The 16320-nt window shown below is 67.7% G+C and carries 14 protein-coding genes; 8 read left to right on the forward strand and 6 right to left on the reverse strand.

Annotated elements, in window-relative coordinates:
* Positions 1 to 10: 10 nt before the first annotated feature.
* The gene (locus G3W89_RS03535; protein WP_162572799.1) at positions 11 to 877 is read right to left on the reverse strand and encodes a fumarylacetoacetate hydrolase family protein; all 867 of its coding nucleotides are present in this window, start codon (positions 875 to 877) and stop codon (positions 11 to 13) included.
* 182 nt (positions 878 to 1059) lie between these two features.
* Here G3W89_RS03535 and G3W89_RS03540 point away from each other — a divergent pair, with 182 nt between their 5' ends.
* Together G3W89_RS03540 and G3W89_RS03545 are read left to right on the forward strand one after the other, a co-directional pair.
* A complete protein-coding gene (locus G3W89_RS03540; protein ID WP_162572800.1) occupies positions 1060 to 1770 on the forward strand; it encodes a TetR/AcrR family transcriptional regulator in 711 nt (236 codons plus the stop codon).
* A gap of 35 nt (positions 1771 to 1805) precedes the next feature.
* Positions 1806 to 2804: an alpha/beta hydrolase gene (locus G3W89_RS03545; protein ID WP_162572801.1), complete on the forward strand. Its 999-nt coding sequence runs from the start codon at positions 1806 to 1808 to the stop codon at positions 2802 to 2804.
* 73 nt (positions 2805 to 2877) lie between these two features.
* Here G3W89_RS03545 and G3W89_RS03550 read toward each other — a convergent pair whose 3' ends face one another.
* The 4 genes from G3W89_RS03550 to G3W89_RS03565 form a co-directional block, all read right to left on the reverse strand.
* Entirely contained in the window at positions 2878 to 4389 is a 1512-nt protein-coding gene (locus G3W89_RS03550) for a tripartite tricarboxylate transporter permease (protein ID WP_162572802.1), read from the reverse strand.
* A gap of 13 nt (positions 4390 to 4402) precedes the next feature.
* Positions 4403 to 4891 (reverse strand): tripartite tricarboxylate transporter TctB family protein, encoded by a 489-nt coding sequence (locus tag G3W89_RS03555; RefSeq protein WP_162572803.1) that lies wholly within the window; start codon positions 4889 to 4891, stop codon positions 4403 to 4405.
* A gap of 1219 nt (positions 4892 to 6110) precedes the next feature.
* The gene (locus G3W89_RS03560; protein ID WP_162572804.1) at positions 6111 to 7766 is read right to left on the reverse strand and encodes a Vgb family protein; all 1656 of its coding nucleotides are present in this window, start codon (positions 7764 to 7766) and stop codon (positions 6111 to 6113) included.
* A gap of 16 nt (positions 7767 to 7782) precedes the next feature.
* Positions 7783 to 8556 (reverse strand): type III pantothenate kinase, encoded by a 774-nt coding sequence (locus G3W89_RS03565; RefSeq protein WP_162572805.1) that lies wholly within the window; start codon positions 8554 to 8556, stop codon positions 7783 to 7785.
* 120 nt (positions 8557 to 8676) lie between these two features.
* Between G3W89_RS03565 and lysM the strand changes: the two genes are divergently transcribed.
* Entirely contained in the window at positions 8677 to 9141 is a 465-nt protein-coding gene (gene lysM / locus G3W89_RS03570) for a peptidoglycan-binding protein LysM (RefSeq protein ID WP_162572806.1), read from the forward strand.
* Positions 9142 to 9252: 111 nt separating this feature from the next.
* Here the strand turns inward: lysM and G3W89_RS03575 are convergent, their stop codons facing one another.
* Complete coding sequence (locus tag G3W89_RS03575; protein ID WP_162572807.1) at positions 9253 to 9717, reverse strand: rhodanese-like domain-containing protein; 465 nt, start codon at positions 9715 to 9717, stop codon at positions 9253 to 9255.
* A 176-nt stretch (positions 9718 to 9893) separates the two neighbouring features.
* Here G3W89_RS03575 and G3W89_RS03580 point away from each other — a divergent pair, with 176 nt between their 5' ends.
* The 5 genes from G3W89_RS03580 (at position 9894) to G3W89_RS03600 (ending at position 16320) form a co-directional block, all read left to right on the forward strand.
* Positions 9894 to 11009, forward strand: coding sequence for a TRAP transporter substrate-binding protein (locus tag G3W89_RS03580; RefSeq protein WP_162572808.1), 1116 nt, complete (start codon positions 9894 to 9896; stop codon positions 11007 to 11009).
* Between the two features lie 73 nt (positions 11010 to 11082).
* Positions 11083 to 11703, forward strand: a complete 621-nt coding sequence (locus G3W89_RS03585) for a TRAP transporter small permease subunit (RefSeq protein WP_162572809.1) — start codon at positions 11083 to 11085, stop codon at positions 11701 to 11703.
* Positions 11700 to 13700 carry a TRAP transporter large permease gene (locus G3W89_RS03590; RefSeq protein ID WP_162572810.1) on the forward strand — a complete coding sequence of 667 codons (2001 nt, stop codon included), beginning with the start codon at positions 11700 to 11702 and terminating at the stop codon, positions 13698 to 13700. The genes G3W89_RS03585 and G3W89_RS03590 overlap by 4 nt, the downstream gene beginning before the upstream one ends.
* 51 nt (positions 13701 to 13751) lie before the next feature.
* Positions 13752 to 14711: an extracellular catalytic domain type 1 short-chain-length polyhydroxyalkanoate depolymerase gene (locus G3W89_RS03595; RefSeq protein WP_232076301.1), complete on the forward strand. Its 960-nt coding sequence runs from the start codon at positions 13752 to 13754 to the stop codon at positions 14709 to 14711.
* Between the two features lie 115 nt (positions 14712 to 14826).
* Entirely contained in the window at positions 14827 to 16320 is a 1494-nt protein-coding gene (locus tag G3W89_RS03600; protein WP_162572812.1) for a DUF6600 domain-containing protein, read from the forward strand.

Below are 16320 nucleotides of genomic sequence, written 5' to 3' on the forward strand. Positions count from 1 at the left end.
TTGCCTCGACCTATTCGAATGGGTTCTCGATGACGCCCAAGCCATCGATCTCGATGCGCACCACGTCGCCGGATTTCAGCCACTGCGGCGGCGTCTGCCCCATGCCTACGCCGGCCGGCGTGCCGGTGGCGATCACGTCGCCGGGGTGGAGCGTGATGCCGCGAGAGCAGGTCTCGATCAGCGTGGGGATGTCGAAGATCATGTCGCGCGTCTGGCCGTCCTGGCGCAGCGCGCCGTTGACCCAGCCGCGCACGCGCGTGGCGCGGCCGTCGAGCTCGTCGGCCGTCACGATCCATGGTCCCATCGGGCAGAAGGTGTCGAAGCTCTTGCCCAGATCCCACTGCTGGTGGCGCATCTGCACGTCGCGGGCGGTCACGTCGTTGACCACCGTGTAGCCGAACACGTGGTCCATCGCGCGCGAACGCGGGATGTCGCGCCCGCCGCGGCCGATGACCACCGCGAGCTCCGACTCGTAGTCGATCTGCACCGACGCGGCGGGCGAGGGCAGGCGCACCGCGTCGCGCGGGCCGATCACGCATTCGGCCAGCTTGCCGAAGACGATCGGCCAGGGGTCGCTCTGCGGCATGGACTCGCGGAACACGGTGCCGGCGAGCTCGCTGGCATGCGCGCGGTAGTTTCGGCCGACGCAGAACAGGCCGCGCAGCGGGCGCGGCAATGGCGCGCGCAGCGTGAGCACTTCGACCGGCAGCCGGGCGCCGGAAGGGGAGGGCAAGGGCTCGTTGCGCGCGAGCGCCTGGATCAATGGGAGCACGCCGAGCGATGCGTCGCGCACGGCGAGCGGCGTGGCCTCGCGGCCATCGGCCGAGACCATGCCCGCGTAGTCGCGGCCGCCCCAACTCCAGCTTGCAAAGCGCATCGCCGTTGTCTCCGTCTTGTCTCGAGTGTTACGCGCGCCGCTTGCTGCGCAGCCCCGAGATCAGGGAACTGGAAAATGTCGTCGATGAGACTTGCGTCTCAAATCGGGACCGGTGCATCATACGTGCCGAGCTCGGCACTCCACAAGCAAGACAAAGCCCTTCCGCACTCCGTACAAACCCCATGACGCGACTGAAGCACAAGCTGAGCGAACCGCCATTGCCCCCCGAGCGCGGAGTCAAGGCAGCGACCTTCAAGCTGCTGCTCGACACCGCCATGGACATCATCCAGGAGAGCGGCCATATCCCTTCGGTGGCGGAAGCGGCGGCCCGCTCGAAGGTCTCGCGCGCGACGGCGTATCGCTACTTCCCGAGCCGCAGCGCGCTGGTCACGGCGGTCATCGACAGCTCGCTGGGGCCGGTGCGCAAGCTGGCCTCCGACAACCCGAGCGGCCGCGAGCGGGTGCACGAGCTGTTCGTGCAGACCTTCCCCCGCTTCAAGGAATTCGAGGCCCAGCTGCGCGCCGCGGCGCAGCTGTCGCTCGAGCAGTGGGGGCTGGAGCGCGCCGGGCTGCTGGAGGAGGAGCCGTACCGGCGCGGCCACCGGGTGCGCATCCTCGAGCACGCAATCCAGCCTTTGGTGCCGCAGCTCCGGCCCGCCGTTCGCAAGCGCCTGCACCATGCCCTGTCGGTGGTCTACGGCATCGAGCCCTACGTGATCCTGAAGGACATCTGGGGCCTGCAAGACCGCGAGGTCGAACGCACCGCGCTGTGGATGGCCGATGCGCTGATCGACGCCGCGCTGCGCGAGTCGGAGCAGAAGCCGGCGCCGAGCGGCCGCCCGAAGCCCAACGGTGCGCGGGTATCAGCAGCGGCCGCGGCAAAGCGCCGTTGAACGCGGCCGAAGTTGCGCCGGAGTTCTGCCTGAACATGACCGAAGTCACCCCGTCCGCTGCCTGGTACGACGCGCAGTACAACAACCGCGCGCGCATCCCCGGGCATCCCGAGATCCTGCAGTACTGGGCCGACGCTTCGGCTCGCGCGTACGCGCGGCCGGGCTGGGTGCTCGATCTCCCTTACGGGAACGGTGCCGGCGAGCGGGTCGATGTGCTGGCTGCCACGCAGCCCGGCGCGCCCGTGCTGGTCTATATCCACGGCGGTTACTGGCGCGCGCTGGACAAGCGCGACCAGAGCTTCGTGGCGCCGCCGTTCGCCGACGCGGGTGCGATGGTCGTGCTTGCCAACTACGCGCTCTGCCCGGCGGTCACGATCGAGCACATCGTGCTGCAGCTGGTGCGGGCCCTCGCCTGGGTCCATCGCCATGCGCAGGCGCATGGCGGCGATCCGGCCCGGATCGTGGTGGCAGGCCATTCCGCGGGCGGGCACCTGGCGACGATGCTGCTGGCCTGCGACTGGAAGGCCGTGGCGCCGGACTTGCCGGTGGACCTGGTGAAGTCGGTGCTCTCGATCTCCGGCCTGTACGAACTCGAGCCGCTGCGGCATGCGCCCTTCCTGGCTGGGGACATCGGGCTGACCGAGGCGTCGGCCCTGCGACTGAGTCCTGCGGCCATGCCCGCGCCCTTGCAAGGCTTGCTGGTGACCGTGGTGGGTGGCGACGAAAGCGAGGAGTTCCATCGCCAAGTCGAGCTGATCGGACGTGCCTGGAGCCCGCGCGTCATTGCGGCGGAACGCGTGCCCGGGCGCAATCACATGGATGTTCTGAATGAGTTGGCGGACCCGAGTTCGCGAACGCATGGGCTGACCATGGAGCTGCTGGGATTGGAGGACCTTCAGCATGTGGCGCAAACGCGATGGACCCGGGTGGTAGAAACCGGCAACACGGTGACCTGGGACGACGCCAGGCAGCGGCTGAGAGCGCGAGCCGCGAGACAGCCTTCTACAGGACCTCTCGCGCGCAAGCTCCGTTGACAGCGGGCGCTCGGGCAGGGGCCGCCCAAAAAAAAGACCGCCCGAGGGCGGTCGTCGTGGTCTGCAAGTTCGCTCAATCCTCCACGAATGCCTCTTCCCGCTTGGCCTTGATCGAAGGCAGCAGCACGATCCCCAGCAGCAGCAGCGCCGCAACCAGCAACCCCGCCGACAGCGGCCGCGACACGAACACGCTCCAGGTCCCGCGCGACAGCAGCAGCGCGCGGCGCAGGTTCTCTTCCATCATCGGCCCCAGGATGAAGCCCAGCAGCAGCGGTGCCGGCTCGGTGCGCAGCTTGAGGAAGGTGTAGCCGATGAAGCCGAAGATCGCGACCATCCACACGTCGAAGGTGTTGTTGTTGGTCGAGTACACGCCGATGGCGCAGAACAGCACGATGGCCGGGAACAGGAACTTGTAGGGCACCGTCAGCAGCTTGATCCACATGCCGATCAGCGGCAGGTTCAGGATGATCAGCATCGCGTTGCCGATCCACATCGAGGCGATCAGGCCCCAGAAGAGCTCCGGGTTGCTGGTCATCACCTGCGGGCCGGGCTGGATGTTGTGGATGGTCATCGCGCCCACCATCAGCGCCATCACCGCGTTGGGCGGGATGCCCAGCGTCAGCAGCGGGATGAAGGAGGTCTGGGCACCGGCGTTGTTGGCCGACTCGGGTGAGGCCACGCCGCGGATGTTGCCCTTGCCGAAGGCGATCTCGCCGGGGCGCATCTTGATCTTCTTCTCCAACGCATAGGCCGCAAAGGCCGCCAGCAGCGCGCCACCGCCGGGCAGGATGCCCAGCGCCGAGCCCAGCGCGGTGCCGCGCAGCACTGCAGGCGCCATGTTCTTGAAGTCCTCCTTGGTGGGCCACAGGCCCTTGACCTTGGAGGTGAACACCTCGCGCTCGTCATCGGGCTGCGAGAGGTTGCCGATGATCTCGCCGTACCCGAACACGCCCATGGCGATCACCACGAAGCCGATGCCGTCGGTCAGCTCGGGGATGTCGAAGCTGAAGCGCGCCACGCCCGAGTTCACGTCGGTGCCGACGATGCCCAGCAGCAGGCCCAGCACGATCATCGCCACGGCCTTGAGGAGCGAGCCGGAGGCCAGCACCACGGCGCCGATCAGGCCCAGGATCATCAGCGAGAAGTATTCGGCCGGGCCGAACTTGAAGGCGAGCTCGGTCAGTGGCGGCGCGAAGGCGGCCAGGATCAGCGTGCCGACGCAGCCTGCGAAGAAGGAGCCCAGCCCGGCTGCCGCGAGCGCGGGCCCTGCGCGTCCCTGCCGGGCCATCTGGTAGCCGTCGATGCAGGTCACCACCGAGGACGATTCACCTGGCAGGTTGACCAGGATGGCGGTGGTGGAGCCGCCGTACTGCGCCCCGTAGTAGATGCCCGCGAGCATGATGAGGGCCGATACGGGTGGCAGCGCGTAGGTGGCCGGCAGCAGCATGGCGATGGTCGCCACCGGGCCGATGCCGGGGAGCACGCCGATCAGCGTGCCCAGGATGCACCCGACGAGGCAATACAGCAGGTTGGTGAAGGTAAAGGCGACGCCGAAGCCGGTCGCCAGGTTGTGGATCAGGTCCATGGCGTTGTCGTCCTCAGCCGGAAATGAAGGTTGGCCAGACCTGGATCTGGAGCTTGAGCGCCCAGATGAAGGCCACGTAGCTGCCGGCCGCCAGGATGGTGGCGAGCACCAGCACGTCGCGCAGCTTGAAATGTGCGCCGGCCAGGCTGGAGATGATCGTCAGGGCGTAGATCGCGATGATCAAGCCCATGGCTGGCAGGCCGATGGAGGGGAGGCCGCCGAGCAGCACGCCGAACGCGAGGTTGGCGCCGAGCACGAAAGCCAGCGGCTTCCATGCCCACTTGCCGATCTTCTCGCCGTCGGCTGTTTCGATGACCAGGCCCTGGAACATGATGCCGGCGCCGAGGATGGCCAGCAGGATGCCCAGCATGAGCGGGAAATAGCCGGGGCCCATGCGGGCGCCGTCTCCGATGTTGTAGCTGGTGGAGCCGATGGCAAAGCTCCCTCCGACCACAGTGAACATGACTCCCGAATAGAAGTCAGCCTGACTCTTGATACGCATTGTCTCGATCCTCGTAGTGAACCCTACGAGGGTCGTCGGGGGCGGCTGACTGCTGGCTGACCGGTACTGTACGGACTTCCACGTATCGGGCTTGGGTCACTTCTCCCTCTTTCTCTCCCATTCGCTTTGGGAGAGGGCTGGATGAGGGTACTGGTCTTCTGTTTGTACGTTGCGCTTGTTCGGGGGCTGGAGCCGGGGGTTCGTCCCGGCGGCCGAGTCACTTTCTTTTGCTTCGCCAAAAGAAAGTAACCAAAGAAAAGGCGACCCCACTGCGCGTGACCCTCCGCTTCGCTACGGGCAACCTGCGGTGCTCGCTTTTCGCGGGGTCCGCGCAAACTCGCTGCGCTCAAACACGCGCGGCCCTGATCCGCGAAAAGCTCCGCTCCTCGGCACGCGCAGAGGGGATGGGGAACCGCTCGGGCCATCGCTTAGCTCGGCCAACAACGGCCTCGCTGCGCGAGGCCTTGAACAAGTGCAAGAGCATGCGCGTGTGGCAGTGCATGCGCCAGCGCACGAGCACGAGCAGAGCAGAGCAGAGCAGAGCACGATCATGAGCATGAGCATGAGCATGAGCATGAGCATGAGCATGAGCATGAGCATGAGCACAAGCGAGCAGAAGCAAAGCAGAAGCACGTGCGTGTGCGTGTGCGTGTGCGTGTGCGTGAGTGTCAGCATGAGCAAGGGCCAGAAGCTCACGTCAAACTGCATTCCACACAAGTACGCGCCATGGCGCGTTGGAGTTCAAATCCCCTCTGGCCGCGCCGAGGAGCGCAGCTTTTCGCGGAAAAAGGGCCGCGCGTGTTTGAGCCGCAGGCGAGTTTGCGCGGACCCCGCGAAAAGCGAGCACCGCAGGTTGCCCGTAGCGAAGCGGAGGGTCGCGGCCAGTGGGGTCGCCTTTTCTTTGGTTACTTTCTTTTGGCGAAGCAAAAGAAAGTGACTCGGCTGCCGGGACGACGCCCCGGCTCCAGCCTCAATCCAACGGCAACGTACGAAATGAAGCGCGAAACGAGTGCCAGTCGGCCTGCAGCCTGTTGGTGATCCACATCTTCTCGCCGCTGCTGATGAGGTAGTGATCTGTCGATGTTCGTGGAAGCGCGGCCCGGGCGCGCCGGTGGCGCCTGATCGACGACGCTTGTCAAGGCGCGCCTGCTGCCTTGGGCTCATCCAGTGCGCGCCCGGTCAGGCCACCCACCCAGAGGATGAAGATCAGCACCGTCAATCAGCGCTGCGGCCGAATTCGATAGAGCCCGTTGTCGCGGTCGGCCGACAGGTAGATGGTGCCGTCGGCGCCCACCGCCACGCCTGTCGGCACATACGAGGGCGGCAGGCCCGCGCCGCCGGGCAGGCCGATCGGCAGGTTCTCGGCGACGGTGCGGCGCGTGCCGTTCGCAGGGTCGATCTCCACCAGCCGCCGCGCCGCACTCTCCGCGACGATGAAGCTGCCCCAGGGCGTCTGGGCCAGGCCTTCGGGCAGCGCCAGGCCATTGGCGACGACGCGCAGCGGCGCGCTGGCATCCAGCGGAATGCGCGTGAGCTTGCCAGCGGCCTCCGTCAGGTAGAGCGCGCCATCGCGGCCCAGCACCATCTGCACCGGCCCGCCCAGTCCGCTGGCGATCAGCTGCCGGGTCTCGAACTTCGGGCCGCTCGCACGCGTCACGCTGCCGGTGGCGATCTCGGCGTAGAGCAGGCTGCCGTCGGCCATCGGGATCGCATCCACCGGCGCCTTGAGGCCGTGCAGCACGGCGGTGGTCTGGAAGGTCTTGCGGTCCACCACCTGCACCGATCCGGTGAACCAGGAGGACAGCGCGATGCGCGAGGCCGACAGCCCCACGCCGAACGGGTACTCGAGCTCCGGATCGCGCTGCATGCGGAAGATGTCGCGCACCTCGCCGGTCTGCGCATCGACCTCGCGGAAGCCGAAGACATCGGCCACGAAGAGCGAGTCGCCATCGATCTTGAGGCCGGCCGGCACCGCGAGCTTGCCGCCGGTCAGCAGTCGGGAGGTGCCGGTCTCGGGCTCGAAGGCCTCGATCGAGTTGTCGGCCATGTTCGAGACGTAGATCGTCCCCTCGGGCGCGATCGCGAGGTTGTCGAGGGAGGGCTTGAACCGCTTCGCGACCGTCTTGCGCCCGCTGGCGAGCTCGATGCGCACCAGCTCCCCGCTGCGGGCGTCGACCACCCAGAGATTGCCCTTGCCGTCGAGGTTGGCAGCGGCCGGGACCTGGAAGCCCTCGGCGATCACCGTGAGCCTGCCATCGGCCGGATCGATCTTCACCACCTGGCCCTTGAACCAGAGCGGGCCGTAGAGCAGGCCGTCCGGCCCCACCTCGAAGCCGTTGAAGCCGCCCATGTCCTTCCTGATCAGGCGCGGCGGCTTCTGGCCGGCAACGTCGATCTCCCAAAGTGCATCGCCGAGGAAGACCTGCGAGGCGTAGAGCTTGCCGTTGCGGCGGTCGAAATCGAGCGAGTTGATGCCGGGCAGGTCCTTGGCGAGCACGCGCATCGGCGCGCCGTCGTGCTCGCGCAGGCGCACCATGCCCGTCAGGTAGTTGGTCCAGGCGAGCTCGCCGTGCGGGCCGATCGCGATGTCGTCGGCCTGGCCATCGGGCGCGTCGATCAGTACGCGCGCCGCGCCGGTGCCGCGGTCGACGGCCCATAGCTGGCTGCCGACCACCGTGCCGGCGAGCAGGCGGCCCTGGCGGTCGATTGCGAGGCCGTGGACGCCGGAGAAGGAGGAGGGCGCCACCAGCGCCTCGGGCGGGCCCCAGCTCGCGGGGCGGGTGGGCGCGGAGGCAACGGTGCGCGGGGCGGGAACAGTGCAGGCGCCGAGGGCGAGCACCGAAGCGAGCAGGGCGGCGACGAAAACGCGTGGCACTTCCGGCTCCAAGTCATCAGGACGCCAGCAGGCGCTCCTGCGCGATTGCCAGCAGCCCATCCATGATCAAGCTGTCCACCAGCTCGAAGTTCCCGTTCATGCTCGGGGCCATCTTCCATGCCGCGCCGCCGGTCATGTAGCAGGCCGGCTCGGCCCCGCAGTGCGCGCGCACATGCTGCACCATGCGCTCCACTGCCCCGGCGATGGCATAGGTGCCGCCGCTGGTCAGCGCGTCGCTGGTGTTGGTGGGGAACTCGCGCACGTCGCCGGTGGGCACGTGCAGGCCGGCGGTGCCCGACTCGAGGGCACGCAGCATGATGCCGTGGCCCGGCAGGATCAGGCCGCCGAGGAACTTGCCATGGACATCCACCGCCTCCACCGTGACGGCGGTGCCGATCATCACGACGACCATCGGGCGCGCCGGACCCTGGGCGAGCATGCGGTGGTGCGCGCCGATCATCGCAACCCAGCGATCGGCACCCAGGCGCGTCGGATGGTCGTAGCCGTTGACGATCCCGGCCTCGGCTGCGCTCGAGACCACCCAGCGCGGCGAGCAGTCGAAGCGCTCGACGACCTGTTCTTCCGCACGCCGCCGCACCGCATCACCGGCCACCGCGCAGCCCAGCATCGACGAGGGCCCCGGCAGCTCGGCCCAAGGCCCGTCGGCCAGCCGTTCGATGTGGTCGAGGAACTCGGCGCCATGCGCCAGCAACGATGCACCCGGCCTGGCTGCGTCGTAGAGCGACCACTTGAGCCGGGTGTTGCCGATGTCGATCGCGAGGAATGCCATGCGGGGCATTATTGCGGCTTGTCCTGACCGATGGTTGCAGTTCCGATGCCCGCCTACGCGGGGCCGTCACGGCCTGCCGTTACAGTGGGCCTCCCTCAACCAAGGCACAAGGAGAAACCCATGGGATTGCTCAGTTTCATCAAGGAGGCAGGAGAAAAGCTCTTCGGCGGCTCGTCCGCGCACGCCGCCGAGCCGGATGCCAACAAGGTGGCAGGCGATGCCATCAAGACCTACATCGAGACGCAGAACCTCGGCCTCACCAACCTCGAAGTGACCTACGTCGCCGCCGAAGGCCTGGTAACGCTCAAGGGCAACGCGCCTTCGCAGGAAGCCAGCGAAAAGGCCACGCTGGCCGCGGGCAACGTGGCCAATGTGACGAAGGTCGACAACCAGCTCGTCGCGCCCGCAGCCGACCCGGCGCAGTACCACGACGTGGTGAAGGGCGACACGCTCTCGGCCATTTCCAAGAAGTACTACGGCGACGCGAACAAGTACAACGCGATCTTCGAGGCCAACAAGCCGATGCTGAGCCACCCGGACAAGATCTATCCGGGGCAGAAGCTGCGGATTCCCCCGCTGAAGTGAGCGCATAGCGCACAGGCAGCCGCGGCCCCGCCGCCCGCCGCGGCTGCAACGCCGTCGATCGATCGGCTCACAAGAAATTGCGCGTATGCAGGGCGGACGCTTTTCCTGCGCCTAGTTCTGCTTCCACGGCAGCCCGCGCAGGCGCCAGCCGCCCTTGCGCCCGCGGTGACCCTCGGCGTCGGCGTCGCCCTCGAACCCCTCGAGGATGTTGTAGGCCTCCACGCCCAGCTCGGTGGCGCGGCGCGCCGCCGCGATCGAGCGCACGCCGCTGCGGCACAGCAGCACGGCCTTCTTGCCGGGCGGCACGGCAGCGCGCAGTCCGCTGTCGAAGCCGGGATTCAAGGCCATGCCCGGCCACTGCTTCCAGGCCAGGCCGACAGCGCCAGGGACATAGCCCACCCACTCGCGCTCGGCGTCGCTGCGCACGTCGACCAGCACGGCGTCGCCATTCGTGATCCAGGCGTGGGCCAGTTCGGGCAGCACGTCGCCAGCGTAGCCCTCGGCGGGCCGGACGGCCTGCTGTTCACCAGCCAGTGAGTTGGCCGTGCGCGCCGGGATGGGGGTTGCTTGAGTCATGAGGCTTTCTTTCCTTCAAGGTCGCTCAGGGTTTCAGGGTTAGTGCGTAGGGGGTGCACACCAGCCGATCAATGATTTTTCACCAGTTCGTGAAAACCCTCTTTGTCACGCTTGTTCACATGTCCAAAGATGGCAGGTCTGGGGTTTTTCCAGTCACACCTACGGAGACACACACAATGACCGACACCAAACCGAACCGCCGCCGCAGCCTGCTCAAGGGCGCAGCCGTGGCGGCCGGCGCCATGTCCGCGCCCATGGTCAGCATGGCGCAGACCACGTCGTTCCGCTTCCAGAGCACCTGGCCTGCGAAGGACATCTTCCACGAATACGCGCAGGATTTCGCCAAGAAGGTGAACGACATGGCGGGCAGCCGTCTCAAGATCGAGGTGCTGCCCGCCGGCTCCGTGGTGCCGGCCTTCCAGCTGCTGGATGCCGTGGCCAAGGGCACGCTCGATGGCGGGCACGGGGTGGTCGCCTACTGGTACGGCAAGAACTCCGCACTCGCGCTGTGGGGCTCGGGGCCGGGCTTCGGCATGGATGCCAACATGGTGCTCGCCTGGCACAACTACGGCGGCGGCAAGGCGCTGCTGGACGAGATCTACAAGGAACTGAACCTGGATGTCGCCTCCTATCTCTACGGGCCCATGCCCACGCAGCCGCTGGGCTGGTTCAAGAAGCCCGTGGCCAAGGTCGAGGACATGAAGGGCCTGAAGTTCCGCACCGTGGGCCTGGCGGTGGACGTGTTCACCGACATGGGCACGGCGGTCAATCCGCTGCCGGGGGGCGAGATCGTGCCTGCACTGGACCGCGGCCTGATCGATGCGGCGGAGTTCAACAACGCCTCCAGCGACCGCGTGCTCGGCTTCCCCGACGTGGCCAAGAATTGCATGCTGCAGAGCTTTCACCAATCGGGCGAGCAGTTCGAGATCCTGTTCAACCGGACCAAGCTCAATGCGCTGCCGGCCGAGCTGAAGGCGATCATCGATTACGGCGTGCAGGCGGCCAGCGCGGACATGAGCTGGAAGGCGATCGAACGCAATTCGGCGGATTACATCGAGCTGAAGAAGGCCGGCATCAAGTTCTACAAGACGCCCGACGCCATCCTGCGCGCGCAGCTCGCCTCGTGGGACAAGACGGTAGCCAAGAAGGCGACCGAGAACGCCTCCTTCAAGAAGGTGCTGGACTCCCAGCGAGCCTTCGCGGAGCGTGCAGGCCAGTGGTACAACGACTACACCGTCGACTTCAAGATGGCCTACAACCACTACTTCGGCCGCCAGCCCAAGAAATCCTGACCTTCATCGGCCATCGCGAGGGGCACTGCGGTGCCCCTCCTTTTTTCCGCGCGCTGCGCGCCTGGGTTTCTCAATGCAATCATTTCTGTTGGCGGTCGACCGTTTCTCGACCTGGATCGGCAAGACCTTCGCGTGGTGCGCCGTGCTGCTCACCCTGCTCATCAGCTGGGAGGTGTTCTCCCGCTACGCGCTCAACCGGCCTCATGCCTGGGTGCTCGATGCGCAGATCATGCTGTACGGCACCCTGTTCATGACCGCCGGTGCCTACACGCTCGCCAAGAACGGGCATGTGCGCGGTGACGTGCTCTACGGCTTCTTCCGGCCGCGCACGCAGGCAATCGTCGACCTGACGCTGTACATCCTCTTCTTCCTGCCGGGCATCGTCGCGCTGACCTGGGCCGGCTGGATCTATGCCGGGGAGTCGCTGTCGATCCGAGAGCAGACTTTCTCCGCGGAGCCGATCCCGCTCTATCCGTTCAAGTACATCATCCCCCTCGCAGGCGTCACCCTGCTGCTGCAGGGCGTCGTCGAGATCGTGCGCTGCGTGCAATGCATTCGCGACGGCGCGTGGCCCTCGCGCGAGCAGGACGTCGAGGAAGTGGACGTCGAGAAGCTCAAGGAAATGGTGAACGTGGACGACGCCGACATCCGGGCACTGGACGCGGTGGTCGTCGCCAAGGAGGCCAGGCAATGATCCGGCGCGAGCTCTGGTTCGGCCTGTCGTTCATGGTGCTGATCGTCGCCGCGGCGGGGATCATGCTGCTGCGCGCAGACACCATCACCAACGGCCACCTCGGCCTGCTGATGCTGTCGCTGGTGGTGGTCGCGATCATGCTGGGCTTCCCGACGGCCTTCACGCTGATGGGCATGGGCATGATCTTCACCTGGTTCGCCTACGACCGGAACATCACGCACACGCTCGACCTGATGGTGCAGGCGGCCTACAAGACCATGGCCAACGACGTGCTGATCGCAGTGCCGTTGTTCGTCTTCATGGGCTATCTGGTGGAGCGCGCCAACCTGATCGAGACCCTGTTCAAGAGCCTCCACCTGGCACTGGCGCGCCTTCCTGGCGCATTGGCGGTGGCCACGCTGGTGACCTGCACGATCTTCGCCACGGCCACCGGCATCGTGGGCGCAGTGGTGACGCTGATGGGCCTGCTGGCGCTGCCGGCCATGCTGCGCGCCGGCTACAGCATTCCGCTGTCCGCGGGGGCGATCACGGCGGGCGGCTGCCTCGGCATCCTGATCCCCCCTTCGGTGCTGCTGATCGTTTACGGCGCGACCGCCGGCGTGTCGGTGGTGCAGCTCTACGCGGGCGCGTTTTTTCCTGGCGTGATGCTCGCCTCGCTGTACGTGCTCTATGTGGTTCTCGTGGCCAAGCTCAAGCCTGCCTGGGCGCCGCCGCTGTCGGCCGCCGACCGGGCCGTGACGCTGCCGCCGCTGACGCAACGGCTCACGGTTGATTCGGGCCGCTATGCGCTCACGGGCCTGGTTGCCGGACTCAAGGGCCGCCGCAATGCCGACGTGCCCGCCGGCTTCCTGCTGCGCCAGCTCGGCATCGTGCTGCTGCCCGGGCTGCTCTTCGCGCTATCGGCGATCACCAGCTATCGCGCCGTGACCACGGTGGAGGCCGTGGAGCAGTACGAGATTCAGGAAATCGGCGCCGGGCGCAGCGCGCCAGAGGCGGCCTCGGGCGGGTTGCAGGAGCCGCCCGCCGAGGAGGAGGGCGGGCTGCAGGAGCCGCCGAGCGAGGGCGGACTCGCCGAGCCGCCAGGCGCCGGCGCCGTGCAGGAGCCCCCGGGTGCAGGTGCCGGCGCCGTGCAGGAGCCCCCGGGTGCAGGTGCCGGCGCGGCGCGGGTGCCGTCGGGCAGTGTCGTGGCGTCAACCGCCGCGAAGGCAGGCACTGCGCCGGCCGCCGAGGGCGCCACTACACGGCCCGCGCCCACCTGGTGGTGGGTCTGCTTCGCGGTGTTCGGCGCGCTCGCCGCACTGTTCTACCTGTTCCTCAGCTTCGCGCGGCTTGAAATTTTCAAGATGCTGCTGGCCTCGTTCTTTCCGCTGATGATCCTCATCGTGGCGGTGCTCGGGTCCATCGTGCTGGGCTTGGCGACTCCGACGGAGGCGGCCGCCATGGGAGCGCTCGGGGGCTTCCTGCTGGCGGCCGCCTACCGTCGGCTGACACTGGGCGTGCTCAAGGAATCGGTCTTCCTCACGGCGAAGACGTCGGCCATGGTGTGCTGGCTGTTCGTGGGCTCGGCCATTTTCTCGGCCGCCTTCGCGCTGCTCGGCGGGCAGCAGCTGGTCGAGGAATGGGTTCTGAGCATGAACCTGTCGAAAGTCCAGTTCCTGGTGCTGAGCCAGGTGATCATCTTCATCCTGGGCTGGCCCCTGGAATGGACCGAGATCATCGTGATCTTCATGCCGATCTTCATTCCGCTGCTGGACAACTTCGGGGTCGACCCGTTGTTCTTCGGGCTGCTGGTGGCAATGAATCTGCAGACCGCATTCCTGTCGCCTCCTGTCGCCATGGCCGCCTTCTACCTCAAGGGTGTGAGCCCGCCCCATGTGTCGCTCAACCAGATCTTCCTGGGCATGCTGCCCTTCATGGGCATCCAGATCCTGGCGATCCTGCTGCTGTACATCTGGCCGCAAATCGGGTTGTGGCTGCCGCAGCTGCTGTACAAGTAGGCAAGCAGGCAGGGCTGGGGTCGACAATCGGCCCTTTTGCCCGCCCTTGCCGTGACATCCCTGCTCGAACGACTTGCGCGCTGGACGCGCGCCGTGCCGCGCGCATTGCGGCGCATCGGCCTGCTGCGGCCCTTGGCACCGGACCAGTGGCTCGACGGCGATTTCGAGCACCAGCACCGTGAGCTGGGCTACAAGCTCTTCATCCCGGCCCGCGGCGCCGGCAGGCCGCGCCCCCTGCTGCTGATGCTGCACGGCTGCAGCCAGGACCCGGAAGACTTCGCCACCGGCACGCGGATGAACCACGTCGCCGCCGAGCTCGGGTTTCTCGTGCTCTATCCGGCGCAGACCCAGAAGGCCAACGCGGGCAAGTGCTGGAACTGGTTCCTGCCGCAGCACCAGCAGGCCGCCCGCGGCGAGCCTGCGCTGCTGGCGGCGCTCACGCAAGCAGTCATGCAGGAGCACGGGGCCGATCCGGCGCGCGTCTGCGTGGCCGGCCTGTCCGCCGGCGGCTCGATGGCCGACATCCTGGGCCGGACCCATCCCGAGCTCTTCGCCGCCGTAGGCGTGCACTCGGGCCTGCCGAGCGGCGCGGCGCGCGACCTCCTCTCGGCGCTCGGCGCGATGAAGAATGGGCCCGGCAAGGCCAGCGGCGGCGAGGTCTTGCGACCGACCATCGTCTTCCACGGCGACGCCGACGAGACGGTACATCCGCGCAATGGGGAGCAGGTGGCGGCGGATGCGGTGGCGGGGCTGCTGGCGGGCGGCGATCACCCACCGGCGCATGAGATGCGGGGGCGCTCGGAAGGTGGCCGCGCCTTCACCCGCCGGACCCATGCCGACGCCCGTGGCGCCGTCATGGTCGAACACTGGCTGCTGCATGGCGGCGGCCATGCCTGGGCGGGCGGCAGCGCCGACGGCTCCTTCACCGACCCCACCGGGCCGGATGCGAGTGCCGAGATGCTGCGCTTCTTTCTCAGCCATCCGATGATCGAGCGGACTAGGGTGCGATAAGCCGCTTGCTTACACGCCGTTGCGCGGCTGGCGGGATAGTTCCAAAGCTTTGCAATGCAGATGCCAGCGGCGGCGCACGCTGGCGCGTTGCAGGGTCTGCAGCCAAGGAACGGACATGAAACATCGCATCTGGTCTCACGTGGCACGCCGCGCCTTCGGCGGGCTGCTGGGCTTGGTGCTGCTGCTCGCCGCGGGTGCCGCGGCCTGGGCGCAGCAGGATCCGCCGGGCCGCGTGGCCCGCCTGGACGATCAGCAAGGCACCGTCAGCTTTTCGCCGGCGGGCGACGACACCTGGTACGACGCGGTGCCCAACAGGCCGATCACCACCGGCGACCGGCTCTGGACCGATCGCAACGCGCGGGCCGAACTGCATGTCGATTCGACCGCCCTGCGCCTGGACGACCAGACGCTGCTGGTGGTGTCCGAGCTCGACGACGACAGCGCGCGCTTCACCGCGACCCGGGGCCGCCTGCAGCTGCGGGTGCGCGAGGCCCCGGCCGGGCAGCGTCTCGAAATTGGCACGGCCAACCTGGCGGCGGTGATCGAGACTTCCGGCGACTACCGCATCGAGGTGGATCCGGCCGCCGGCACCACGCGGGTGGCGGTCGCCGCCGGTGGCCTCACGCTCTTTGGCGAGAACGGCGAATCGGTGGCGCTCGGCGCCCACCAGCAGCTCACCGTGTCGGGGCGCGAGCTGGCGGCGGTGAGCGGCGAGGCCGTGCGCGCCGGCGATGCTTTCGACCGCTGGGTGGCCGAACGTGATCGGCTGGAAGACCAGTCGATTTCGGCGCGCTATGTGTCGCGCGACGTGCTGGGCTACCAGCAGCTCGACCGTTACGGCGACTGGCAAAGCGACGCAAACTACGGCAACGTCTGGTACCCGCGCAGCGTGGATGCCGATTGGGCCCCCTACCGCGACGGCCAGTGGGTCGACATCGCCCCTTGGGGCTGGACCTGGGTCGACGCCGCGCCATGGGGCTTCGCGCCTTCGCACTACGGCCGCTGGGCCCGCATCGGTCCGCGCTGGGCCTGGGTGCCGGGGCGGGCGAACACGCGGCCGGTGTATGCGCCGGCGCTGGTCGGCTTCGTGGGCGGCGGTGTCCATGCCAACGTCGTGGCCGGCGGGCGCCCGAGCGTGGGGTGGTTCCCGCTCGCGCCCGGTGAAGCGTGGCGGCCGGGCGACCGCGCAAGTCAGCGCTACGCGGACGAGGTCAACCGCGCCATCGCCTACCAGCGGCAGCTCGCACGCACGGACTACCTGCACCGCAACACGCCGGGAGCGCTCTCGCTGGTACCGGTGGACATCTTCGGCCGCGGGCCCATTGCGCGCCGCGACTTCCTGCGCACGCCGGAGGGCGCCACGGCGCAATTGCCCATCGTCGCCACCGCGCCGATTCCCGCGCGGGGCGACCGGCATTCCGGCGGCTTCGGGCGTTCGGCGAGCGCGCTGCCGCCGCCCGACCTGAGGGGGCGGCAGCAGCAACAGGCCCAGCAGGTGCAGCAGTCGCAGCAACTGCAGCAGTCGCAGCAAGTTCAGCAGGCCCGGCAGCAACTTCAGTGTAAGCGTTCCGCGAACGACACCCTTGCGCCGTCGATGACGGCGTGTTGA

Source organism: Variovorax sp. PBL-H6 (assembly GCF_901827155.1).
GTDB lineage: Bacteria > Pseudomonadota > Gammaproteobacteria > Burkholderiales > Burkholderiaceae_C > Variovorax.

Coding starts and splice junctions, on each gene's coding strand:
- G3W89_RS03575 (WP_162572807.1), bottom strand. CDS start 9,717: ATGACTCAAGCAACCCCCATCCCGGCGCGCACGGCCAACTCACTGGCT.
- G3W89_RS03555 (WP_162572803.1), bottom strand. CDS start 4,891: ATGCGTATCAAGAGTCAGGCTGACTTCTATTCGGGAGTCATGTTCACT.
- G3W89_RS03590 (WP_162572810.1), top strand. CDS start 11,700: ATGATCCGGCGCGAGCTCTGGTTCGGCCTGTCGTTCATGGTGCTGATC.
- G3W89_RS03535 (WP_162572799.1), bottom strand. CDS start 877: ATGCGCTTTGCAAGCTGGAGTTGGGGCGGCCGCGACTACGCGGGCATG.
- G3W89_RS03565 (WP_162572805.1), bottom strand. CDS start 8,556: ATGGCATTCCTCGCGATCGACATCGGCAACACCCGGCTCAAGTGGTCG.
- G3W89_RS03545 (WP_162572801.1), top strand. CDS start 1,806: ATGACCGAAGTCACCCCGTCCGCTGCCTGGTACGACGCGCAGTACAAC.
- lysM (WP_162572806.1), top strand. CDS start 8,677: ATGGGATTGCTCAGTTTCATCAAGGAGGCAGGAGAAAAGCTCTTCGGC.
- G3W89_RS03550 (WP_162572802.1), bottom strand. CDS start 4,389: ATGGACCTGATCCACAACCTGGCGACCGGCTTCGGCGTCGCCTTTACC.
- G3W89_RS03585 (WP_162572809.1), top strand. CDS start 11,083: ATGCAATCATTTCTGTTGGCGGTCGACCGTTTCTCGACCTGGATCGGC.
- G3W89_RS03580 (WP_162572808.1), top strand. CDS start 9,894: ATGACCGACACCAAACCGAACCGCCGCCGCAGCCTGCTCAAGGGCGCA.
- G3W89_RS03540 (WP_162572800.1), top strand. CDS start 1,060: ATGACGCGACTGAAGCACAAGCTGAGCGAACCGCCATTGCCCCCCGAG.
- G3W89_RS03600 (WP_162572812.1), top strand. CDS start 14,827: ATGAAACATCGCATCTGGTCTCACGTGGCACGCCGCGCCTTCGGCGGG.